This is a genomic window from Streptomyces sp. NPDC047049 (genome assembly GCF_040643995.1).
In the GTDB taxonomy this organism is placed as follows: Bacteria; Actinomycetota; Actinomycetes; order Streptomycetales; family Streptomycetaceae; genus Streptomyces; species Streptomyces mooreae.
Genome location: NZ_JBEYVM010000012.1, coordinates 45,580 through 61,790 on the forward strand (window position 1 = coordinate 45,580; position 16,211 = coordinate 61,790).

General features: G+C 71.4%; 15 protein-coding genes. 8 read left to right on the forward strand and 7 right to left on the reverse strand.

Annotation, left to right across the window (positions count from 1 at the left end; genetic code table 11):
* Positions 1-176: 176 nt before the first annotated feature.
* The gene (locus ABZ851_RS24530; protein ID WP_086718474.1) at positions 177-542 is read left to right on the forward strand and encodes a DsrE family protein; all 366 of its coding nucleotides are present in this window, start codon (positions 177-179) and stop codon (positions 540-542) included.
* Between the two features lie 21 nt (positions 543-563).
* Here ABZ851_RS24530 and ABZ851_RS24535 read toward each other — a convergent pair whose 3' ends face one another.
* From ABZ851_RS24535 to ABZ851_RS24565, 7 genes are all read right to left on the reverse strand, one after another.
* The gene (locus ABZ851_RS24535) at positions 564-851 is read right to left on the reverse strand and encodes a DUF3099 domain-containing protein (protein WP_086718475.1); all 288 of its coding nucleotides are present in this window, start codon (positions 849-851) and stop codon (positions 564-566) included.
* Positions 852-1,068: 217 nt separating this feature from the next.
* Positions 1,069-1,356: a DUF1416 domain-containing protein gene (locus tag ABZ851_RS24540; protein WP_030085405.1), complete on the reverse strand. Its 288-nt coding sequence runs from the start codon at positions 1,354-1,356 to the stop codon at positions 1,069-1,071.
* 39 nt (positions 1,357-1,395) lie between these two features.
* Positions 1,396-2,241, reverse strand: coding sequence for a sulfurtransferase (locus tag ABZ851_RS24545; protein WP_336054078.1), 846 nt, complete (start codon positions 2,239-2,241; stop codon positions 1,396-1,398).
* Between the two features lie 192 nt (positions 2,242-2,433).
* Positions 2,434-2,541: a putative leader peptide gene (locus ABZ851_RS24550; RefSeq protein ID WP_360054210.1), complete on the reverse strand. Its 108-nt coding sequence runs from the start codon at positions 2,539-2,541 to the stop codon at positions 2,434-2,436.
* A gap of 356 nt (positions 2,542-2,897) precedes the next feature.
* Positions 2,898-3,599, reverse strand: coding sequence for a DUF2993 domain-containing protein (locus ABZ851_RS24555; RefSeq protein WP_361131283.1), 702 nt, complete (start codon positions 3,597-3,599; stop codon positions 2,898-2,900).
* Positions 3,600-3,784: 185 nt separating this feature from the next.
* On the reverse strand, positions 3,785-5,194 hold the full coding sequence (locus ABZ851_RS24560) for a hypothetical protein (protein WP_361131286.1): 1,410 nt from the start codon (positions 5,192-5,194) through the stop codon (positions 3,785-3,787).
* A gap of 10 nt (positions 5,195-5,204) precedes the next feature.
* On the reverse strand, positions 5,205-5,450 hold the full coding sequence (locus tag ABZ851_RS24565) for a MoaD/ThiS family protein (protein ID WP_088799282.1): 246 nt from the start codon (positions 5,448-5,450) through the stop codon (positions 5,205-5,207).
* 207 nt (positions 5,451-5,657) lie between these two features.
* Here ABZ851_RS24565 and ABZ851_RS24570 point away from each other — a divergent pair, with 207 nt between their 5' ends.
* The 7 genes from ABZ851_RS24570 to ABZ851_RS24600 all read left to right on the forward strand — a co-directional run bounded on the left by ABZ851_RS24570 (position 5,658) and on the right by ABZ851_RS24600 (position 16,144).
* A complete protein-coding gene (locus tag ABZ851_RS24570) occupies positions 5,658-7,391 on the forward strand; it encodes an ABC transporter ATP-binding protein (RefSeq protein ID WP_361131288.1) in 1,734 nt (577 codons plus the stop codon).
* A 113-nt stretch (positions 7,392-7,504) separates the two neighbouring features.
* Complete coding sequence (locus tag ABZ851_RS24575) at positions 7,505-9,400, forward strand: ABC transporter ATP-binding protein (RefSeq protein WP_361131610.1); 1,896 nt, start codon at positions 7,505-7,507, stop codon at positions 9,398-9,400.
* A gap of 1,150 nt (positions 9,401-10,550) precedes the next feature.
* Positions 10,551-11,405, forward strand: a complete 855-nt coding sequence (locus ABZ851_RS24580) for a response regulator transcription factor (RefSeq protein WP_336050485.1) — start codon at positions 10,551-10,553, stop codon at positions 11,403-11,405.
* Between the two features lie 78 nt (positions 11,406-11,483).
* Positions 11,484-12,509, forward strand: coding sequence for a LacI family DNA-binding transcriptional regulator (locus tag ABZ851_RS24585; protein WP_088799286.1), 1,026 nt, complete (start codon positions 11,484-11,486; stop codon positions 12,507-12,509).
* A gap of 116 nt (positions 12,510-12,625) precedes the next feature.
* On the forward strand, positions 12,626-13,687 hold the full coding sequence (locus ABZ851_RS24590) for a trypsin-like peptidase domain-containing protein (protein WP_361131292.1): 1,062 nt from the start codon (positions 12,626-12,628) through the stop codon (positions 13,685-13,687).
* A 211-nt stretch (positions 13,688-13,898) separates the two neighbouring features.
* On the forward strand, positions 13,899-14,636 hold the full coding sequence (locus ABZ851_RS24595; protein WP_361131295.1) for a response regulator transcription factor: 738 nt from the start codon (positions 13,899-13,901) through the stop codon (positions 14,634-14,636).
* Entirely contained in the window at positions 14,633-16,144 is a 1,512-nt protein-coding gene (locus tag ABZ851_RS24600) for a HAMP domain-containing sensor histidine kinase (RefSeq protein WP_361131298.1), read from the forward strand. The genes ABZ851_RS24595 and ABZ851_RS24600 overlap by 4 nt, the downstream gene beginning before the upstream one ends.
* Positions 16,145-16,211 lie beyond the last annotated feature (67 nt).

Consider the following 16,211-nt stretch of genomic DNA (forward strand, 5'->3'; position numbering starts at 1 on the left):
GGTCAGGCCGGCGAACGAGATCACGCCGATGGCGACCAGAACCAGCAGGGTGGTGAAGAATGCCTCAAGCACGAGCGCGCTCCCTGAACGGAGTGAGGGTGTAACGGACCGCCTGAGAGTCTAGTCGGCGGCGGTGACAACGGCGCTGTGAGGTCCGCCGCCCCTACTCTTGCCTCATGGCGAAGAAGCTCGTGATCAAGGTGACGGCGGGTGCGGATGCGCCCGAGCGGTGCTCGCAGGCGTTCACGGTGGCGGCGGTGGCGGTGGCCAGCGGTGTCGAGGTGTCGCTGTGGCTGACCGGGGAATCGGTGTGGTTCGCGCTCCCGGGGCGGGCGGCGGAGTTCGAGCTGCCGCATGCGGCCCCCCTGCCGGAGCTGATCGACGGGATCCGGGCCGGTGGCGGCGCGATCACCGTCTGCACCCAGTGCGCGGCGCGGCGGGACATCGAGCAGAAGGACCTGATCGAGGGGGCCGGGATCGCCGGTTCCCAGCTGTTCGTCAGCGAGATCATGCCGGACGACGTCCAGGCGCTGGTGTACTGAGGGCGCGGCGTCCCGGGGCGGCTACTGCGTGTGCTTGTCGTCGCCCCGGTCGTCCAGCTCGCGCCACCAGCGGTCGGACTCCGGGTCGCCGGACTCGTCCCACCAGCGCTCACCGGGCTCCCGGCGGTTGCCGATGATCGCCGCGACCGGCGGAATGACCATGGCGACCACACACATGCCCACCGCGGCCGGCACCGACCACAGCCGCACCACGCCCCAGGCCAGGACGAACAGCACCAGGCACACGCCCATCAGGACGAAGTACCTGCGATGGCGGCGCTGTACGGGCGACCGGCGGTGCGCGTCCATAAATCCACGGTAAGTCCGCGCGGGGCAGGACAGAAGTCGGCGGGGGAGACGCCGTTCGCGCCCGGGCGGCACCCCGCACGGCACCCCGCACGGCGCCCCGCACGGCGCAAAAGGGCCGCACCCCGGCCAAGGCGTCCAAACCTCCGGGGTGCGGCCCTTCCGGCCGTACGGCTCGTGGCGAGGGCCCCGGTGCTACGGAGCGCGGCCACTTCGACCGTCAGACAGCGATGGCGACCTCCGCCAGGCCGCCCTGCTGGGCGACGACGGTGCGGTCCGCGGTGCCGCCCGGGACGAGCGCACGCAGCGTCCAGGTGCCCTCGGCCGCGTAGAAGCGGAACTGTCCGGTCGCGGAGGTGGGAACCTCGGCGGTGAACTCACCGGTGCTGTCCAGGAGGCGGACGTATCCGGTGACGGGCTCGCCGTCGCGGGTCACGCTGCCCTGGATCGTGGTCTCACCGGGCTTGATGGTCGAGGCGTCCGGGCCGCCTGCCTGTGCTCCACACATAGGGGTACTTCCTTGAGGGGTGAGAGAGAAGCTGCTTGCTTACTTGTTGGCGCCGAGCTCGATCGGGACGCCGACCAGCGAGCCGTACTCGGTCCAGGAGCCGTCGTAGTTCTTGACGTTGCTCTGGCCGAGCAGCTCGTGCAGGACGAACCAGGTCAGCGCGGAGCGCTCACCGATGCGGCAGTAGGCGATGGTGTCCTTGGCCAGGTCCACCGACTCACCCTCGTAGAGGGCCTTGAGCTCGTCGTCCGACTTGAAGGTGCCGTCGTCGTTGGCGTTCTTCGACCACGGGATGTTGCGGGCGCTGGGCACGTGGCCGGGGCGCTGCGACTGCTCCTGCGGGAGGTGCGCCGGGGCGAGCAGCTTGCCGCTGAACTCGTCGGGGGAGCGCACGTCGACCAGGTTGAGGTTGTCGATCGCGGCGACGACGTCGTCCCGGAAGGCGCGGATGGCGGTGTTCTGGGCCTTGGCCTTGTAGTCGGTGGCCGGACGCTGGGGAACCTCGGAGCCGTCGACCAGGTCGCGCGAGTCCAGCTCCCACTTCTTGCGGCCGCCGTCGAGCAGCTTGACGCTGTCGTGGCCGTAGAGCTTGAAGTACCAGTAGGCGTAGGAGGCGAACCAGTTGTTGTTGCCGCCGTAGAGGACCACGGTGTCGTCGTTGGCGATGCCCTTGGCGGAGAGCAGCTTCTCGAAGCCCTCCTGGTCGACGAAGTCGCGGCGGACCGGGTCCTGGAGGTCCTGCTTCCAGTCGATCCGGACGGCGTTCTTGATGTGGTTCTTGTCGTAGGCCGAGGTGTCCTCGTCAACCTCGACGAGGACGACCTTCGGGTCCTCGAGGTGGGCCTCGACCCAGTCGGCGTCTACGAGGACGTCGCTACGGCTCATGTTCTTCTCCTCCGGGGCAGTTACGGGGGGCAGTGGCAGAGAGGGCACACGGGTATGCCGGGGTGCGCGCCGGTGAAGACCGGACGGGGTTCCGGGGCGGCGCTGCGCCGGTACGCGTGAGGGTGCGGCCGCAGTGGCCGGCCGGGCTGGGGACACCTCCCAGCGGAGCTGGGGGAGGGTGCGAAGAGCCCGTCAGGCAGGGCGACAGAGCATGGCGGCGACGCGGCACAGGTCTACTGCCCGCCGCTTCGTCAGTACCGCACGTCCCCGCGGACGGAGACCGCTCAATGAGCTCTGCATGGCACCGATCGTAGGGACGCGGAGCGGGGCGTGTCACCGGCGTGTCGAATGGCGAGACGCGTTTGTCCGCGATGTGGGATCGATGGTGTTTCCATATAGGGGCTCACGAGCCCCGGACGTCCGTACGCCGGTGGGGGGTCTGGCGTACGGACTCGGTCGTCTCAGGAAGTGGACGAGTGGTGGATCGGGCGGCGGATCGGGCGGCCGATCGGTGCCGGCGGGCCGGTGCCGACGGGCCGGTGGGGCGGCCCGCCAAGGACGTCCGGCCCGCCAAGGACGTCCGGCCCGCCAAGGACGTCCGGTCAGCCGGGGACATCCGGTCGGTCCGGGACGTCCGATGAGTCTCGGACGACCGGTCAGCCGGGAAGCTTGACGTTCTTGCCGGCGGCGGAGATCGACAGCCCCTCGGGCGTGGTCACGACCTTCTCCAGCTTCAGGTTGCCGGGCAGCTGGTCCAGCTTCCAGTCGTGGTCGGTCTGGGCGCGCACCTTGCTCTCACAGCCCGGCAGGGCCCGGCACACCGCCGGGAGCCCGTCGGCGCGCAGCCGGACGGTGTTGCCGCCCACGATCGTGATGGAGCCGGTCACGTCCAGCGAGCTGAGGACCGGGATCTTCGGCGAGATCTTGACCTGGCCGCGGCCGCCCTTCTGCCCGCCGTATCCGATCGTGACGCCGCCGCCCGCCGCCTTGGTCAGGTCGGCGTAGTTGATCCGGGCGTTGCCGGTGGCCGTGGCGGCGCTTTCTATGGAGGTGTAGTCGCTGGTCAGCCCGACCTCGTGGAACTGCGCCGAGAGCCGGTCGATGCGCAGCGCATGCCCCTGGGCGCGGGCCTCGATGCCCCCGAGCTCGGCGTCCACCTCGTCGAGGCTGCGGCCGGCGACCTGGGTCAGGAACGGGAAGCCCTTGATCGAGACCTCCGGGGTCTTGTCGAGCCCCTGGCTGCTGCGGATCTTGTCCGCGGCCTTGTCCTCGACCAGGTTCACCGCCACCCGGTCGGCGGCGACGAACAGCCCGCCGAATATGACGAGAAGGACCAACAGCACACGTAGTGCACGCATCGAACCACTACCCCCACACCTGGGCCGGATCATCCCGGCCGTGTCCGTGCAGGCCCCCTGCCTGCGCTCCGGGGAGCCTAGACGACGTGGTCCGGGAAACGGCAGCGGCGGCCGCCGGAACGCGCCAGGGGCGCTTCCGGCGGCCGCCGCCCGGTGCCGCTCACGGCATCGAGGGCCCCCGGGGGTTACCCCAGCGCCCGCCCCAGGACGTACACCGCGGGCGCGGCCAGCGCCAGCGGCAGGGCCACGCCCGCCGTCAGGTGGACGAAGCGGGACGGGTAGTCGTAGCTGGCCACCCGCAGACCGATGAGGGCACAGCCGCCGGCCGCCAGGCCCAGCAGCGCACCGGACGCGCCGAGGCCGGTCAGCTGCCCGGCCGCGATACCGGCGCCCGCGGCGGCCACGAGGCAGATGGCGATGGAGGCCGCGGAGGGCAGCGGCAGCGCACGGGCGAGGGTGGCCACCGCGACCGCGCAGGCGCCTGCCACCACCGCCTGCGGGCTCGCCGCGAGGTGGCCGGCGGCCAGCACCGCGAGCGCGGACGAGGTCAGACCCGCGGTCAGCGCGTACATCCGCTCGTCGGCGCTGCTGCGATTGCGCAGTTGCAGGACGAGGACGAGCAGGCACCACACCCCGAGCGTGCCGATGCCGACCAGCGGCGCGCTCGCGCGCTCGGTGGCGAGCAGCGCGACATCGGTGGTCAGGCCGCCCAGGAAGGCGAGCGCGATGCCCTGGCGGGCCGGCCACATGCCGTTGAGCCGGAACCAGCCGGAGGCGGTGACGGCCTGCAGCAGCGCCACCGGTACGGCGAGCACGGGACGGCCCAGCGACGCGGTCAGGGCCAGCAGCAGGGCGAGCCCGGCGGTCAGCGCGGCCGGCTGGATCCCGGGCGGGATGATCGGCGAGCGGCCCTCGGCGCGGGCGCGCTGGTTGGGAGCGAGCGGCGCGGAGGAGACCGACGCGGTGGAGACCGGGGCGGTGGAGACCGGCGCGCTCGCGGCCGGTGCGGGGGCGGCGGCCGGCCGGGCCTGCTGGGCCTGCTGGGGGTGCCGGCGGGCGTACGGCTCGTCCGCGGGGCGGGCGGTCTGGTGCTGGAGGGGCAGCGGCGCGGTCTCCGCCAGGTGCGGGGCGCCGTAGCCGTCCTGGCCGTGGGCCGGCCGCTGTGGCTGCTGCGGCTGCGGCTGTTGTGGTTGCTGCGGCTGCCGGTGCTGCTGCGGCTGCTGCTGACCGTAGGCGTCGTACCCGTACTGGCCGCGCCCGTACGGGTCACGTCCGTAGGGGTCGGGACCCGGCCGGCCGCGTCCGTGCGTGCCCTGCCCGTACTGCTCGGGCCGCGGCTGCTGCTGCGCATAGGGGTCGTAGGCCTGCTGACCCTGCCCGTAGGGGGACGTCTGCCCGTGCGCCGCCTGCTGTCCGTGCGCCGCCTGGTGCCCGTGCGGCTGCTGCTGTCCGTAGGAAGCCTGCGGCTCGTACGGCGCCTGCTGCCCGTAGGGGGCCTGCGCGGACTGCGGTGCCTGCTGCCCGTAAGGGGCCTGCTGGGCGTAGGGATCGTGCGGCTCGTACGGATGGCGGTGCTGCGGCTGGTTGTCGCTCATGGTCGTGTGTTCACCCTCCCGCGAACGGCGGCAGGACCTCGACGGTGCCGCCCTCGGCCAGCGGCACCGCCCGGTGGTCACGGGTGCCGACCGGATCGCCGTCCACCAGGAATGAGCAGCGCAGCAGGACGCGCGCGAACTCGGGGTTCGCGGCATGCGCCGTGCGCGCCGCGTCGAGCGCTTCGGCGAGCGTCGCGGCCGCATACGGCTCCTCTGCCGTGCCGGCGGCGGCCTTGGCCGCGGCCCAGTAGCGCACGGTGCCAGTTGTTGTCACGGCGGCCTCTTCGTCGTGTCGGTCGGGGGACGCCCCCGTCTTGGCGGGACCCCGTCGTTGCCGCCTCCATGATGGCCTACGCGGCGGGTGATCCGGCTCCGGGCAAGTTCTGGCAAAGGCTCCACGGCCGTACAGGACGTACGCCGGAAAATCGATTGCCGTGGGCAAGTGTTCGCCTAGGCTCATGTCGTGTTGGTCCGACTCGCACGGGCGCATTTGCGGCCCCACCGGCGCTCGATATCCGTGATCGTGCTGCTTCAGCTGATCCAGACCCTGGCAACCCTCTATCTGCCCACCCTCAACGCCGACATCATCGACAACGGTGTCGTGAAGGGGGACACGGGCTACATCCTCGGCGTCGGCGGTTTCATGGTCGCCGTCACCCTGCTGCAGATCGTCTGCGCGATCGGTGCCGTCTACTTCGGTGCCCGTACGGCCATGGCGCTCGGCCGGGACATCCGTGCCGCGGTCTTCGACCGGGTGCAGTCCTTCTCCGCCCGCGAGATGGGCACCTTCGGCGCGCCGTCGCTGATCACCCGCACCACCAATGACGTCCAGCAGGTCCAGATGCTGGTGCTGATGACGTTCACGATGATGGTCTCGGCGCCGATCATGTGCGTCGGCGGCGTCGTCATGGCGCTCAATCAGGACGTGCCGCTCTCCGGCCTCCTGTTGGTCATCGTCCCGGTCCTCGGGATTCTCGTCTCACTGATCGTGCGCCGGATGCGGCCGCTGTTCCGCGGGGTGCAGGAGCGTATCGACACCGTCAACCGCGTGCTGCGCGAGCAGATCACCGGCATCCGCGTCATCCGCGCCTTCGTCCGCGACCGGCACGAACGCGAGCGGTTCGCCGGGGCCAGCACCGATCTCTACGAGGTGTCGCTCCGCGCCGGCCGGCTGATGTCGATGATGTTCCCGCTGGTCATGCTGATCGTGAACCTCTCCAGCGTGGCCGTCGTCTGGTTCGGCGGGCTGCGGATCGACAGCGGGTCGATGCAGATCGGCGCGCTGACGGCGTTCCTCAGCTACCTGATGTACATCCTGATGTCGATCATGATGGCGACGTTCATGGTGATGATGCTGCCGCGCGCCGAGGTCTGCGCCGAGCGCATCCAGGAGGTGCTGGGGACCGACTCCAGCGTCACTCCGCCCCAGCACCCCGTCACCGAACTCCGCCGCCACGGCGAACTGGAGCTGCGCGGCGTCGAGTTCCGCTTCCCCGGCGCCGAACAGCCGGTCCTCAAGGACATCTCACTGGTCGCCCGCCCCGGGGAGACCACCGCCGTCATCGGCTCCACGGGCTCCGGCAAGTCGACCCTCCTGGGCCTCGTCCCGCGGCTGTTCGACGCGACCGGCGGCACGGTCCTCGTCGACGGCGAGGACGTCCGCACCCTCGACCAGGAGACGCTGGCCAAGGCCATCGGCCTGGTCCCGCAGAAGCCGTACCTCTTCTCCGGCACCGTCGCCACCAACCTGCGCTACGGCAACCCGGACGCCACCGACGACGAGCTGTGGCACGCCCTGGAGACCGCCCAGGCGCGGGACTTCGTCGAGCGGATGGAAGGCGGCCTGGACGCGCCCGTCGCGCAGGGCGGCGGCAATGTCTCCGGCGGCCAGCGCCAGCGGCTGGCGATCGCCCGCGCCCTGGTGCGCCGCCCCGAGATCTACCTCTTCGACGACTCCTTCTCCGCGCTGGACTACGCGACGGACGCGGCCCTGCGGGCCGCGCTCTCCCGCGAGACCGACCGCGCGACGGTGGTGATCGTCGCCCAGCGCGTCGCCACCATCCGCGGCGCCGACCGGATCGTCGTCCTCGACGAAGGCCGGGTCGTCGGCACCGGCACCCACACCGAGCTGATGGCCGGCAACGAGACCTACCGGGAGATCGTGCTCTCCCAGCTCACCGAGCAGGAGGCGGCGTGACCACCGCGGACAAGGGGACGGCCCCCCGTGCCGAGACTCCGGCGGCCCCCGGGGAGACACCTCAGGCGGCCCCGGGACGAGGCCCGGCCCCCGCGGTCGGGCCCGCCCGGATGATGGGCGGCCAGCCCACCGAGAAGTCGATGGACTTCAAGGGCTCCGGCAAACGGCTGCTGGCCCAGATGCGGCCCGAGCGCGCCGTCATGTCCGCCGCGCTGGCGCTGGGCGTCCTGAGCGTGGCGCTCACGGTCGTGGGCCCCAAGGTCCTCGGCCACGCCACCGACCTGATCATGTCCGGCATCATCGGCCGCCAGCTGCCCGACGGCCTCACCAAGGCCCAGGCGGCGGACCAGCTGCGCGCCCACGGCCAGGGCGGTCTCGCCGACATGATCGCCGCGATGCCGGTCGTCCCCGGCCACGGCATCGACTTCGGCGCCGTCGGCCGGATCCTGCTCTGGGTCACCCTGATCTACGTGGGCGCCTCGCTGTTCGGCTTCGTCCAGGCCAGGATCGCCACCCGCGTCGTCCAGCGCACGGTCTTCCGCCTGCGCGAACAGGTCGAGGAGAAGCTGGCGCGGCTGCCGCTGAGCTACTTCGACCGGCAGCAGCGCGGTGAAGTCCTCTCCCGGGCGACCAACGACATCGACAACATCCAGCAGACGCTGCAGCAGACCCTCAGCCAGATCGTGGCCTCGCTGCTGACCATCGTCGGGGTCCTGGTCGTGATGTTCTGGATCTCGTGGCTGCTGGCGCTGGTCGCCCTGGTCACGGTCCCGGTCTCCGTCGTCGTCGCCACCAAGGTCGGCAAGCGCGCCCAGCCGCAGTTCGTCCAGCAGTGGAAGACCACCGGCAAGCTCAATGCGCACATCGAGGAGATGTACACCGGGCACAGCCTGGTGAAGGTCTTCGGCCGCCAGCGGGAGTCCGCCGAGCTGTTCCGCGAACAGAACGAGGCCCTGTACGCCGCCGGCTTCAAGGCCCAGTTCATCTCCGGGATCATCCAGCCCGCGATGATGTTCATCGGCAACCTCAACTACGTCCTGGTGGCCGTGGTCGGGGGCCTCCGCGTCGCCTCCGGCGCCCTGTCCATCGGCGACGTCCAGGCCTTCATCCAGTACTCCCGGCAGTTCAGCCAGCCGCTCACCCAGGTCGCCTCGATGGCCAACCTCGTCCAGTCCGGTGTCGCCTCCGCCGAGCGGGTCTTCGAACTCCTCGACGCCGAGGAGCAGGCCCCCGACCCCGAGCGGCCGGCCCGGCCCGACCGCATCGAGGGCCGGGTCGCGTTCGAGGACGTCTCCTTCCGCTACGCGGAGGACAAGCCGCTCATCGAGAACCTGTCGCTGGCCGTCCACCCCGGCCAGACGGTGGCGATCGTCGGCCCGACGGGCGCCGGCAAGACCACCCTCGTCAACCTCCTGATGCGCTTCTACGAGGTACGCGGCGGCCGGATCACCCTCGACGGCACCGACATCGCCGCGATGTCGCGCGAGGAACTGCGCGCGCACATCGGCATGGTCCTCCAGGACACCTGGCTCTTCGGCGGCACGATCGCAGAGAACATCGCTTACGGCGCCCCCGCGGGCACCCCGATGGACAAGATCGTGGCCGCCGCCCGCGCCACCCACGTCGACCGCTTCGTACGCACCCTGCCGGACGGCTACGACACGGTCCTCGACGACGAGGGCAGCAATGTCTCCGTCGGCGAGAAGCAGCTGATCACCATCGCCCGCGCCTTCCTCGCCGAACCCGCGATCCTCGTCCTCGACGAGGCCACCAGCTCGGTCGACACCCGTACCGAAGTCCTCATCCAGCACGCCATGGCCCAACTCCGCACCGGCCGCACCAGCTTCGTCATCGCCCACCGCCTCTCCACGATCCGCGATGCGGATGTCATCCTCGTCATGGAGAACGGGGCGATCGTTGAACAGGGGCCGCACGATGCCCTGTTGGCCGCGAACGGCGCGTATGCGCGCCTGTATGCGGCGCAGTTCGCGGAGGCGATTACGGGCTGATCCCGCGTTTTCGGCTTTCCCGCCGTGGGGGTTGCTCGTCGTTTTTCGCCCCGCTGCGCGGGTGCGCCCGCCGTTCCGCTGCGCTTTGCCTTCGCCCCGTTTTTGGCTTTCCCGCCGTTCCGCTGCGCTTTGCCTCGGGCCGTTTTCGGCTTTCCCGCCGTGGGGGTTGCTCGCCGTTTGTCGCCCGCTGCGCGGGGCGGGTCCGCTGCGCGGGGCTGTGGGTGCGGTGACGGGCCTGCGCGGGTGGGGTGCCGGACTGCTTCGCTTTACGTCCGGCACCCCACCCGCTCCGGCCCGTCCCCTCCCGTGGGGGGTGGGTTGAAGGCCGGTGGGGGTGGACGTGGCTGGTCCGGTGCGCCTGGTGATCACGAGAAACATGGGTTATCCGGGAACGACCAGTAGGGGGTTGCAAGGCGACGACCGTGGCCAGCCCCCACCCACCGTCACTTACTCCCCCACGGGAGGGGACGGGCCGGAGGGGCCGGTGTGTGGGACGTAAAGCGAAGCAGTCCCACACACCGGCCCCGGAGGCCCGTCCCCGCACCCACAGCCCCGCGCAGCGGACCCGGCCCGCCGCAGGCGCCAACGGCGGGCGCACCGCGCAGCGGGCGAAAAACGGCGAGCAACCCCCACGGCGGGAAAGACAAAAACGTGGGAGGCCAGTCCACATCGTGGGACGGTGCCCAGAAGAATTGTGCGGCCCCTCGCCGCGTCGGCGAGGCCCCGTGCGGGCCGGTCCGCTGCGCCCCGGCCGAGAAGGCCGGATCCCCTTCAGATGGGGGCCGACCGGGGGGTGCGGGAGCCCGGGAAACCAGCGCCGACGGCGGTCAACACGGAGGCCCGCCGACCACCCGAAGTGACCGGAGAAACACAAAAAGCTGCAAACTCCGCCTCCGGTCGGGAGGCCATGTGAGCTATTCTGCTGGGCAAGAAGGATCCGGGCAGCGTTGCCCCCGGGTCCTTTTGTGCTTTCAGCCACCCCCGTCGCGTGGCTGAGGGAACCGTACGAAGCAGTGCCGCAGACTCCCCCGGCCGAGGCCGGGAGCCCCGTCGCAGGGACCGAGGAGGAACCAGACGTCATGGGCGAGCGAAGCAGGCAGGACCGCACGCAGAGGATGGAACACCCCGAGATGCGGGTAGGTGGTCGGAAGTGAGTTCACTTCTGCTGCTGACCAACGCACTCCAGCCGTCGACGGAGGTGCTTCCCGCGCTCGGCCTGTTGCTGCACAGCGTCCGGGTGGCTCCCGCCGAGGGCCCGGCTCTCATCGACACGCCAGGCGCCGACGTCATACTGATCGACGGCCGCCGTGACCTCCCGCACGTACGGTCGCTGTGCCAGCTGCTGCGGTCCACGGGGCCCGGCTGCCCGCTGGTCCTGGTCGTGACGGAGGGCGGACTCGCCGCCGTCAGCGCGGACTGGGGGATCGACGACGTACTGCTGGACACCGCGGGCCCCGCCGAGGTCGAGGCGCGGCTGCGGCTGGCGATGGGCCGCCAGCAGATCACCACGGACGACAGCCCGATGGAGATCCGTAACGGCGATCTCTCGGTGGACGAGGCGACCTACAGCGCGAAGCTGAAGGGGCGGGTCCTGGACCTGACCTTCAAGGAGTTCGAGCTGCTGAAGTACCTGGCGCAGCACCCGGGCCGGGTGTTCACCCGGGCCCAGCTCCTGCAGGAGGTGTGGGGCTACGACTACTTCGGCGGTACGCGGACGGTGGACGTCCATGTCCGCCGGCTGCGCGCCAAGCTCGGCCCCGAGCACGAATCGCTCATCGGCACGGTCCGTAACGTCGGCTACCGCTTCGTGACGCCGGAGAAGGCGGAGCGGGCGGCGGAGGCCAAGGCCAAGGAGGCCAAGGCCAAGGACGACGCGGCGAAGGCGGCGAAGCCCGCCCCGGACGCGGCGCCGGCCGAGCGCCGCGCGCCGGAGAGCGGTGACGGCTCCGGTAAGGCGGTGGCCGCCGGCGCGGACCCGCACGGCGTACGGGCCGGGCGCAGGTAGCGGAGTGGTGCGGCAGGCCCGTGAACCCGCGGAGAACTGCCGCACACGCCCTTGCACCACCCGCGTAGACTGCCGCGCGTGGCCAAGGTGACGCGGGATGATGTGGCAAGACTGGCGGGTACCTCGACCGCCGTTGTCAGTTACGTCATCAACAACGGACCACGGCCGGTCGCTCCGGCCACGCGCGAGCGGGTGCTCGCCGCCATCCAGGAGCTCGGCTACCGGCCGGACCGTGTCGCGCAGGCGATGGCGTCCCGCCGTACCGACCTCATAGGCCTGATCGTGCCGGACACCCGGCAGCCGTTCTTCGCGGAGATGGCGCACGCCGTCGAACAGGCCGCCGCCGAGCGCGGAAAGATGGTTCTGGTCGGCAACGCCAACTATCTCGACGAGCGCGAGGTGCACTATCTGCGTGCCTTCCTCGGGATGCGGGTGTCCGGGCTGATCCTGATCAGCCAGGGGCCCAGTGAGCACGCCGCCGCCGAGATCGACGCCTGGGACGCCCGGGTGGTGCTGCTGCACCGCAGGCCGGACGCCATCGACGACGTCGCGGTGATGACCGACGACGTCTGGGGCGCGCAGCTGGCGACCCGGCATCTGCTGGAGCACGGCCATCCCTATGTCGCCTTCCTCGGCGGCACGGAGGAGACCCCGAAGTCCGGCGACCCGGTCACCGACCACGTCGAGGGCTGGCGGCGGGCCATGCTGGAGTCCGGGAAGTCCACGGACGGCCGCTACTTCCAGGCGCCGTACAACCGCTACGACGCCTACCAGGTCGCTCTGAAGCTGCTGGCGGGCCCGGACCGGCCGCCGGCCATCATGTGCGCGACGGACGACCAGGCGATCGGGGTGCTGCGGGCCGCCCGCGAGCTGCGGATCGATGTGCCCGGCGAGCTGGCGGTCGCGGGCTTCGACGATGTGAAGGAAGCCGGGCTGACCGATCCGCCGCTGACCACGGTCGCCTCGGACCGCCAGGCGATGGCGCGCGCGGCGGTGGATCTGGTGCTCGACGACGGGCTGCGGATCGTCGGTTCCCGGCGGGAGCGGCTGCGGCAGTTTCCGTCGCGGCTGGTGGTCCGGCGGTCCTGTGGGTGTGGCGGCTGACGGAGGCTTTCCCCGTCCGCCGACCGGACTGTCTTTATACCGGGCATATACGGTTCTGTCGGGTCTCTCAGGGCGTTCTCACGCTGCTCTCATGGACCGGCGGAAGAGTTGTCCACATGACCGAGAGCTACCGCCGCAGCGGCGATGAGATGCCCCCGGACGGGCCGTTCGGGTACGGCGACCACTACGGCCGGCAGCACGGCCATGCAGCGGGTCCCTGCGCCCCTGGCGCGGGGGAGCAGACGTTCCCCCCGCCGCCCGGGTACGCACCCGGGTCACGGCGCCGGGCCCGCCGGCCGGTCGCGCTGATCGCGGCGGTGGCACTCGTCTCCGGTCTCATCGGGGGCGGCAGCGCGGCACTGATCGCCGGGGCCACCACCCAGACCGTACAGAGCGGCCCCTCCACTCCGCTCGTCAACGCGGGCAAGGCCGGCGGCAGCGGCGTCTCGGGGGTGGCCAAGGCGGTCAGCCCGGCGATCGTGGAGATCAAGGCGCGGACCGGCAGCGGTGAGTCCACCGGCTCCGGTGTCGTCGTCACCAGCGGCGGGGAGATCGTCACCAATAACCATGTGGTGGCGGGGGCGCGCAAGGTCGCGGTCACCTTCAGTGACGGCAGCCGGAAGACGGCCGAGGTCGTCGGCACCGACCCCGGCAAGGACCTGGCGCTGGTCAAGGTGCGCGGCGCCAAGGGGCTGACCGCGGCGTCGCTCGGCGACTCCGACAAGATCACGGTTGGCGACCAGGTGGTGGCGATCGGCTCGCCGGAGGGCCTGACCGGGTCCGTGACCAGCGGAATCGTCTCCGCCCTCAACCGGGATGTCACCGTCCCCAAGGAGGAGGGTCAGGGGCAGGACCAGGGGCAGGGCGGGCCGGACGACGGTGGTGGCTGGCCGTTCGAGTTCGGCGGAAACCACTACAACGGCGACACCGGCTCCTCGAAGACCTCGTACAAGGCGATACAGACCGACGCCTCGCTCAACCCGGGCAACTCCGGTGGCGCCCTGATCAATATGCAGGGGCAGATCATCGGCATCAACTCGGCGATGTACTCGCCGAGTTCGGCGAACAGCAGCACGGCCGGCAGCATCGGCCTCGGCTTCGCCATCCCGATCAACACCGTCAAGGAGGACCTGGACGCACTGCGTGACGGCGGCGGTGGCAGCAACAGCGGCGTCTGACCACGCCCTTTCCCTTCCCCCAGCGGTCGCCGGGACGTACCCCGGCGACCGCCGGCGCGTGCCATCGGCGCGCCCCGGTCCCGCCCCGGCCCTGTGCGGGGCTCCCCGGATGCCGTCCGCGGCGCCCCTCTCGCGTCTCCCCCTGTCAGACGGCCCGCGCCGTGCAAGGCTGAGCACCAGCCGTTCCGTTTCCCACCCGAGGTAGTCACGCATGAGCCCCGCCGAGCACGGTGATCATCCCGCCCGCATCCTGATCGTCGACGACGAGCCCGCGGTCAGGGAGGCCCTGCAGCGCTCACTGGTCTTCGAGGGGTACGTCACCGAGCAGGCCGTGGACGGCCTGGACGCGGTCGAGAAGGTCGCGGCGTTTGACCCCGAGCTGATCGTGCTGGACGTCCTGATGCCCCGGATGGACGGGCTGACCGCCGCCCGCAGGCTGCGGGCGAACGGGGTGCGGGTGCCGATCCTGATGCTGACCGCCCGTGACACCGTCGGCGACCGGGTCACGGGGCTGGACGCCGGCGCCGACGACTACCTCGTCAAGCCCTTCGAGCTGGACGAGCTGCTGGCCCGGATCCGCGCGCTGCTGCGCCGCATCTCGTACGCGGCACAGGCCGGTGCTCCGCCCGAGGAGGGCGAGACGCTGAGCCTGGGCGATCTGCGGATGGACCTGGCGACCCGCGAGGTGACCCGGGGCAGCCGGCAGGTCGAGCTGACCCGTACCGAATTCACCCTGCTGGAGATGTTCCTCGCGCATCCACGGCAGGTCCTCACCCGTGAGCAGATCCTGAAGGCCGTATGGGGCTTCGACTTCGAGCCCACCTCCAACTCCCTCGATGTGTACGTGATGTATCTGCGCCGCAAGACGGAAGCGGGCGGCGAGCCGCGGCTGGTGCACACCGTGCGGGGGGTCGGCTACGTCCTGCGGGCGGACGGCGGCGCGGAATGACCGGACCGGCCCCCGCGCACGGCGCACCCGGCACGGGCTTTGCGCACAGCCGGCTCGGCGCCCGGATCGCGCGGCTGCCGCTGCGCTCGCGGCTGACCCTGCTCACCGCGGTGGCGGTGGCGGTGGCGGTGGCGGTCTCCGCCCTGGCCTGCTGGCTGCTCACCCGGGCCCAGCTGCGCGACGAGGTGGACAACTCGCTGCAGAACGTCGGCATCGCCGCGGGATATCTGCAGGAGACCTACACCGAGTGCCGGCCCACCGACCCGACCGAGAGCAAGAACGCTCCGCCCTCGTACTTCAACGTCCAGATCGTCCAGGTCGACGGCTCACGCTGCATCGGACCCAACTCCCAGCCCGTGCAGGTGCAGCGCTCGGACGTCGCCGTGGCGCAGGGCGTGCAGCGCGACACCCTGCACGACGCGGTCACCCCCGACGGCACGGACGTCCGGGTGCTGACCAAGCACATCGGCGTCCAGGGGGTGCAGTTCGCGGTGTCCATCTCCCGTCCGCTGACCGAGGTCGACGGCGCGCTGAACCGCCTGGCGCTGCTGCTGACGGCCGTCGCGGGGCTGGGCGTGATCGGCGCGGGCACGGCCGGACTGGTCATCGCGCGCTCCGGCCTCAAACCGGTGGACCGGCTGACCGGCGCCGTCGAACATGTCGCCCGCACCCAGGACCTGACCATCCGCATCCCGGTCGACGGCGAGGACGAGATCGCCCGGCTCTCCCGCTCCTTCAACGCCATGACCGCCGCGCTGGCCGCCTCCCGCGATCTCCAGCAGCAGCTGATCGCGGACGCGGGCCATGAGCTGCGTACGCCGCTGACCTCGCTGCGTACCAATATCGACCTGCTGGTGCGCAGCGAGCAGGCCGGCCGGCCGATCCCGGCGGCCGACAAGGCGGCGCTGCTGGCCTCGGTGAAGGCGCAGATGGGGGAGTTGGCGGCGCTGATCGGCGATCTGCAGGAGCTGTCGCGGCCCCCGGCGCCGGGGCAGAGCGCCATCGAGGTCGTGGCGCTGCACGAGATCGTCGGCTCCGGTCTGCAGCGGGCCCGGCTGCGCGGCCCGTCCCTGACCATCGCGGCGGACCTCGCCCCCTGGTACGTACGGGCCGAGCCGGCCGCGCTGGAGCGGGCGGTGGTGAACCTGCTGGACAACGCGGTGAAGTTCAGCCCGCCCGGCGGCACCGTCGAGGTCCGGCTGGCGGGTGGCGAGCTGACCGTGCGCGATCACGGGCCGGGCATTCCGCAGGACGAACTGCCCCATGTCTTCGAGCGGTTCTGGCGCTCGCCGTCCGCCCGCAGCCTGCCGGGCAGCGGCCTGGGGCTGTCGATCGTGGCGCGTACGGCGGAACAGGCGGGCGGCGCCGTACGGCTGCGGTCAGCGGACCTCGGCGGCACGGAGGCGGTACTGACGCTGCCGGGCGCCGCGACGCCGCCGCCGGGGATACCGGAGCCGGGGATGCCGGAGCCGCCGAGGCCCCAGGGTCCGCCGCCGGAGGCGCAGTAGGGGCCGAGTCCCGGGAACGGATCGGAGCGAGGGCGGCGCCCCGGGAACGGAACGCCGCAGGGGCGGC

Bases quoted from the DNA above. Each gene is read 5' to 3' on its own strand.
- ABZ851_RS24535 (WP_086718475.1), bottom strand. From the start codon at position 851: ATGGACGCGCACCGCCGGTCGCCCGTACAGCGCCGCCATCGCAGGTAC.
- ABZ851_RS24550 (WP_360054210.1), bottom strand. From the start codon at position 2,541: ATGCAGAGCTCATTGAGCGGTCTCCGTCCGCGGGGACGTGCGGTACTG.
- ABZ851_RS24590 (WP_361131292.1), top strand. From the start codon at position 12,626: ATGACCGAGAGCTACCGCCGCAGCGGCGATGAGATGCCCCCGGACGGG.
- ABZ851_RS24560 (WP_361131286.1), bottom strand. From the start codon at position 5,194: ATGAGCGACAACCAGCCGCAGCACCGCCATCCGTACGAGCCGCACGAT.
- ABZ851_RS24545 (WP_336054078.1), bottom strand. From the start codon at position 2,241: ATGAGCCGTAGCGACGTCCTCGTAGACGCCGACTGGGTCGAGGCCCAC.
- ABZ851_RS24600 (WP_361131298.1), top strand. From the start codon at position 14,633: ATGACCGGACCGGCCCCCGCGCACGGCGCACCCGGCACGGGCTTTGCG.
- ABZ851_RS24555 (WP_361131283.1), bottom strand. From the start codon at position 3,599: ATGCGTGCACTACGTGTGCTGTTGGTCCTTCTCGTCATATTCGGCGGG.
- ABZ851_RS24540 (WP_030085405.1), bottom strand. From the start codon at position 1,356: ATGTGTGGAGCACAGGCAGGCGGCCCGGACGCCTCGACCATCAAGCCC.
- ABZ851_RS24575 (WP_361131610.1), top strand. From the start codon at position 7,505: ATGGGCGGCCAGCCCACCGAGAAGTCGATGGACTTCAAGGGCTCCGGC.
- ABZ851_RS24595 (WP_361131295.1), top strand. From the start codon at position 13,899: ATGAGCCCCGCCGAGCACGGTGATCATCCCGCCCGCATCCTGATCGTC.
- ABZ851_RS24530 (WP_086718474.1), top strand. From the start codon at position 177: ATGGCGAAGAAGCTCGTGATCAAGGTGACGGCGGGTGCGGATGCGCCC.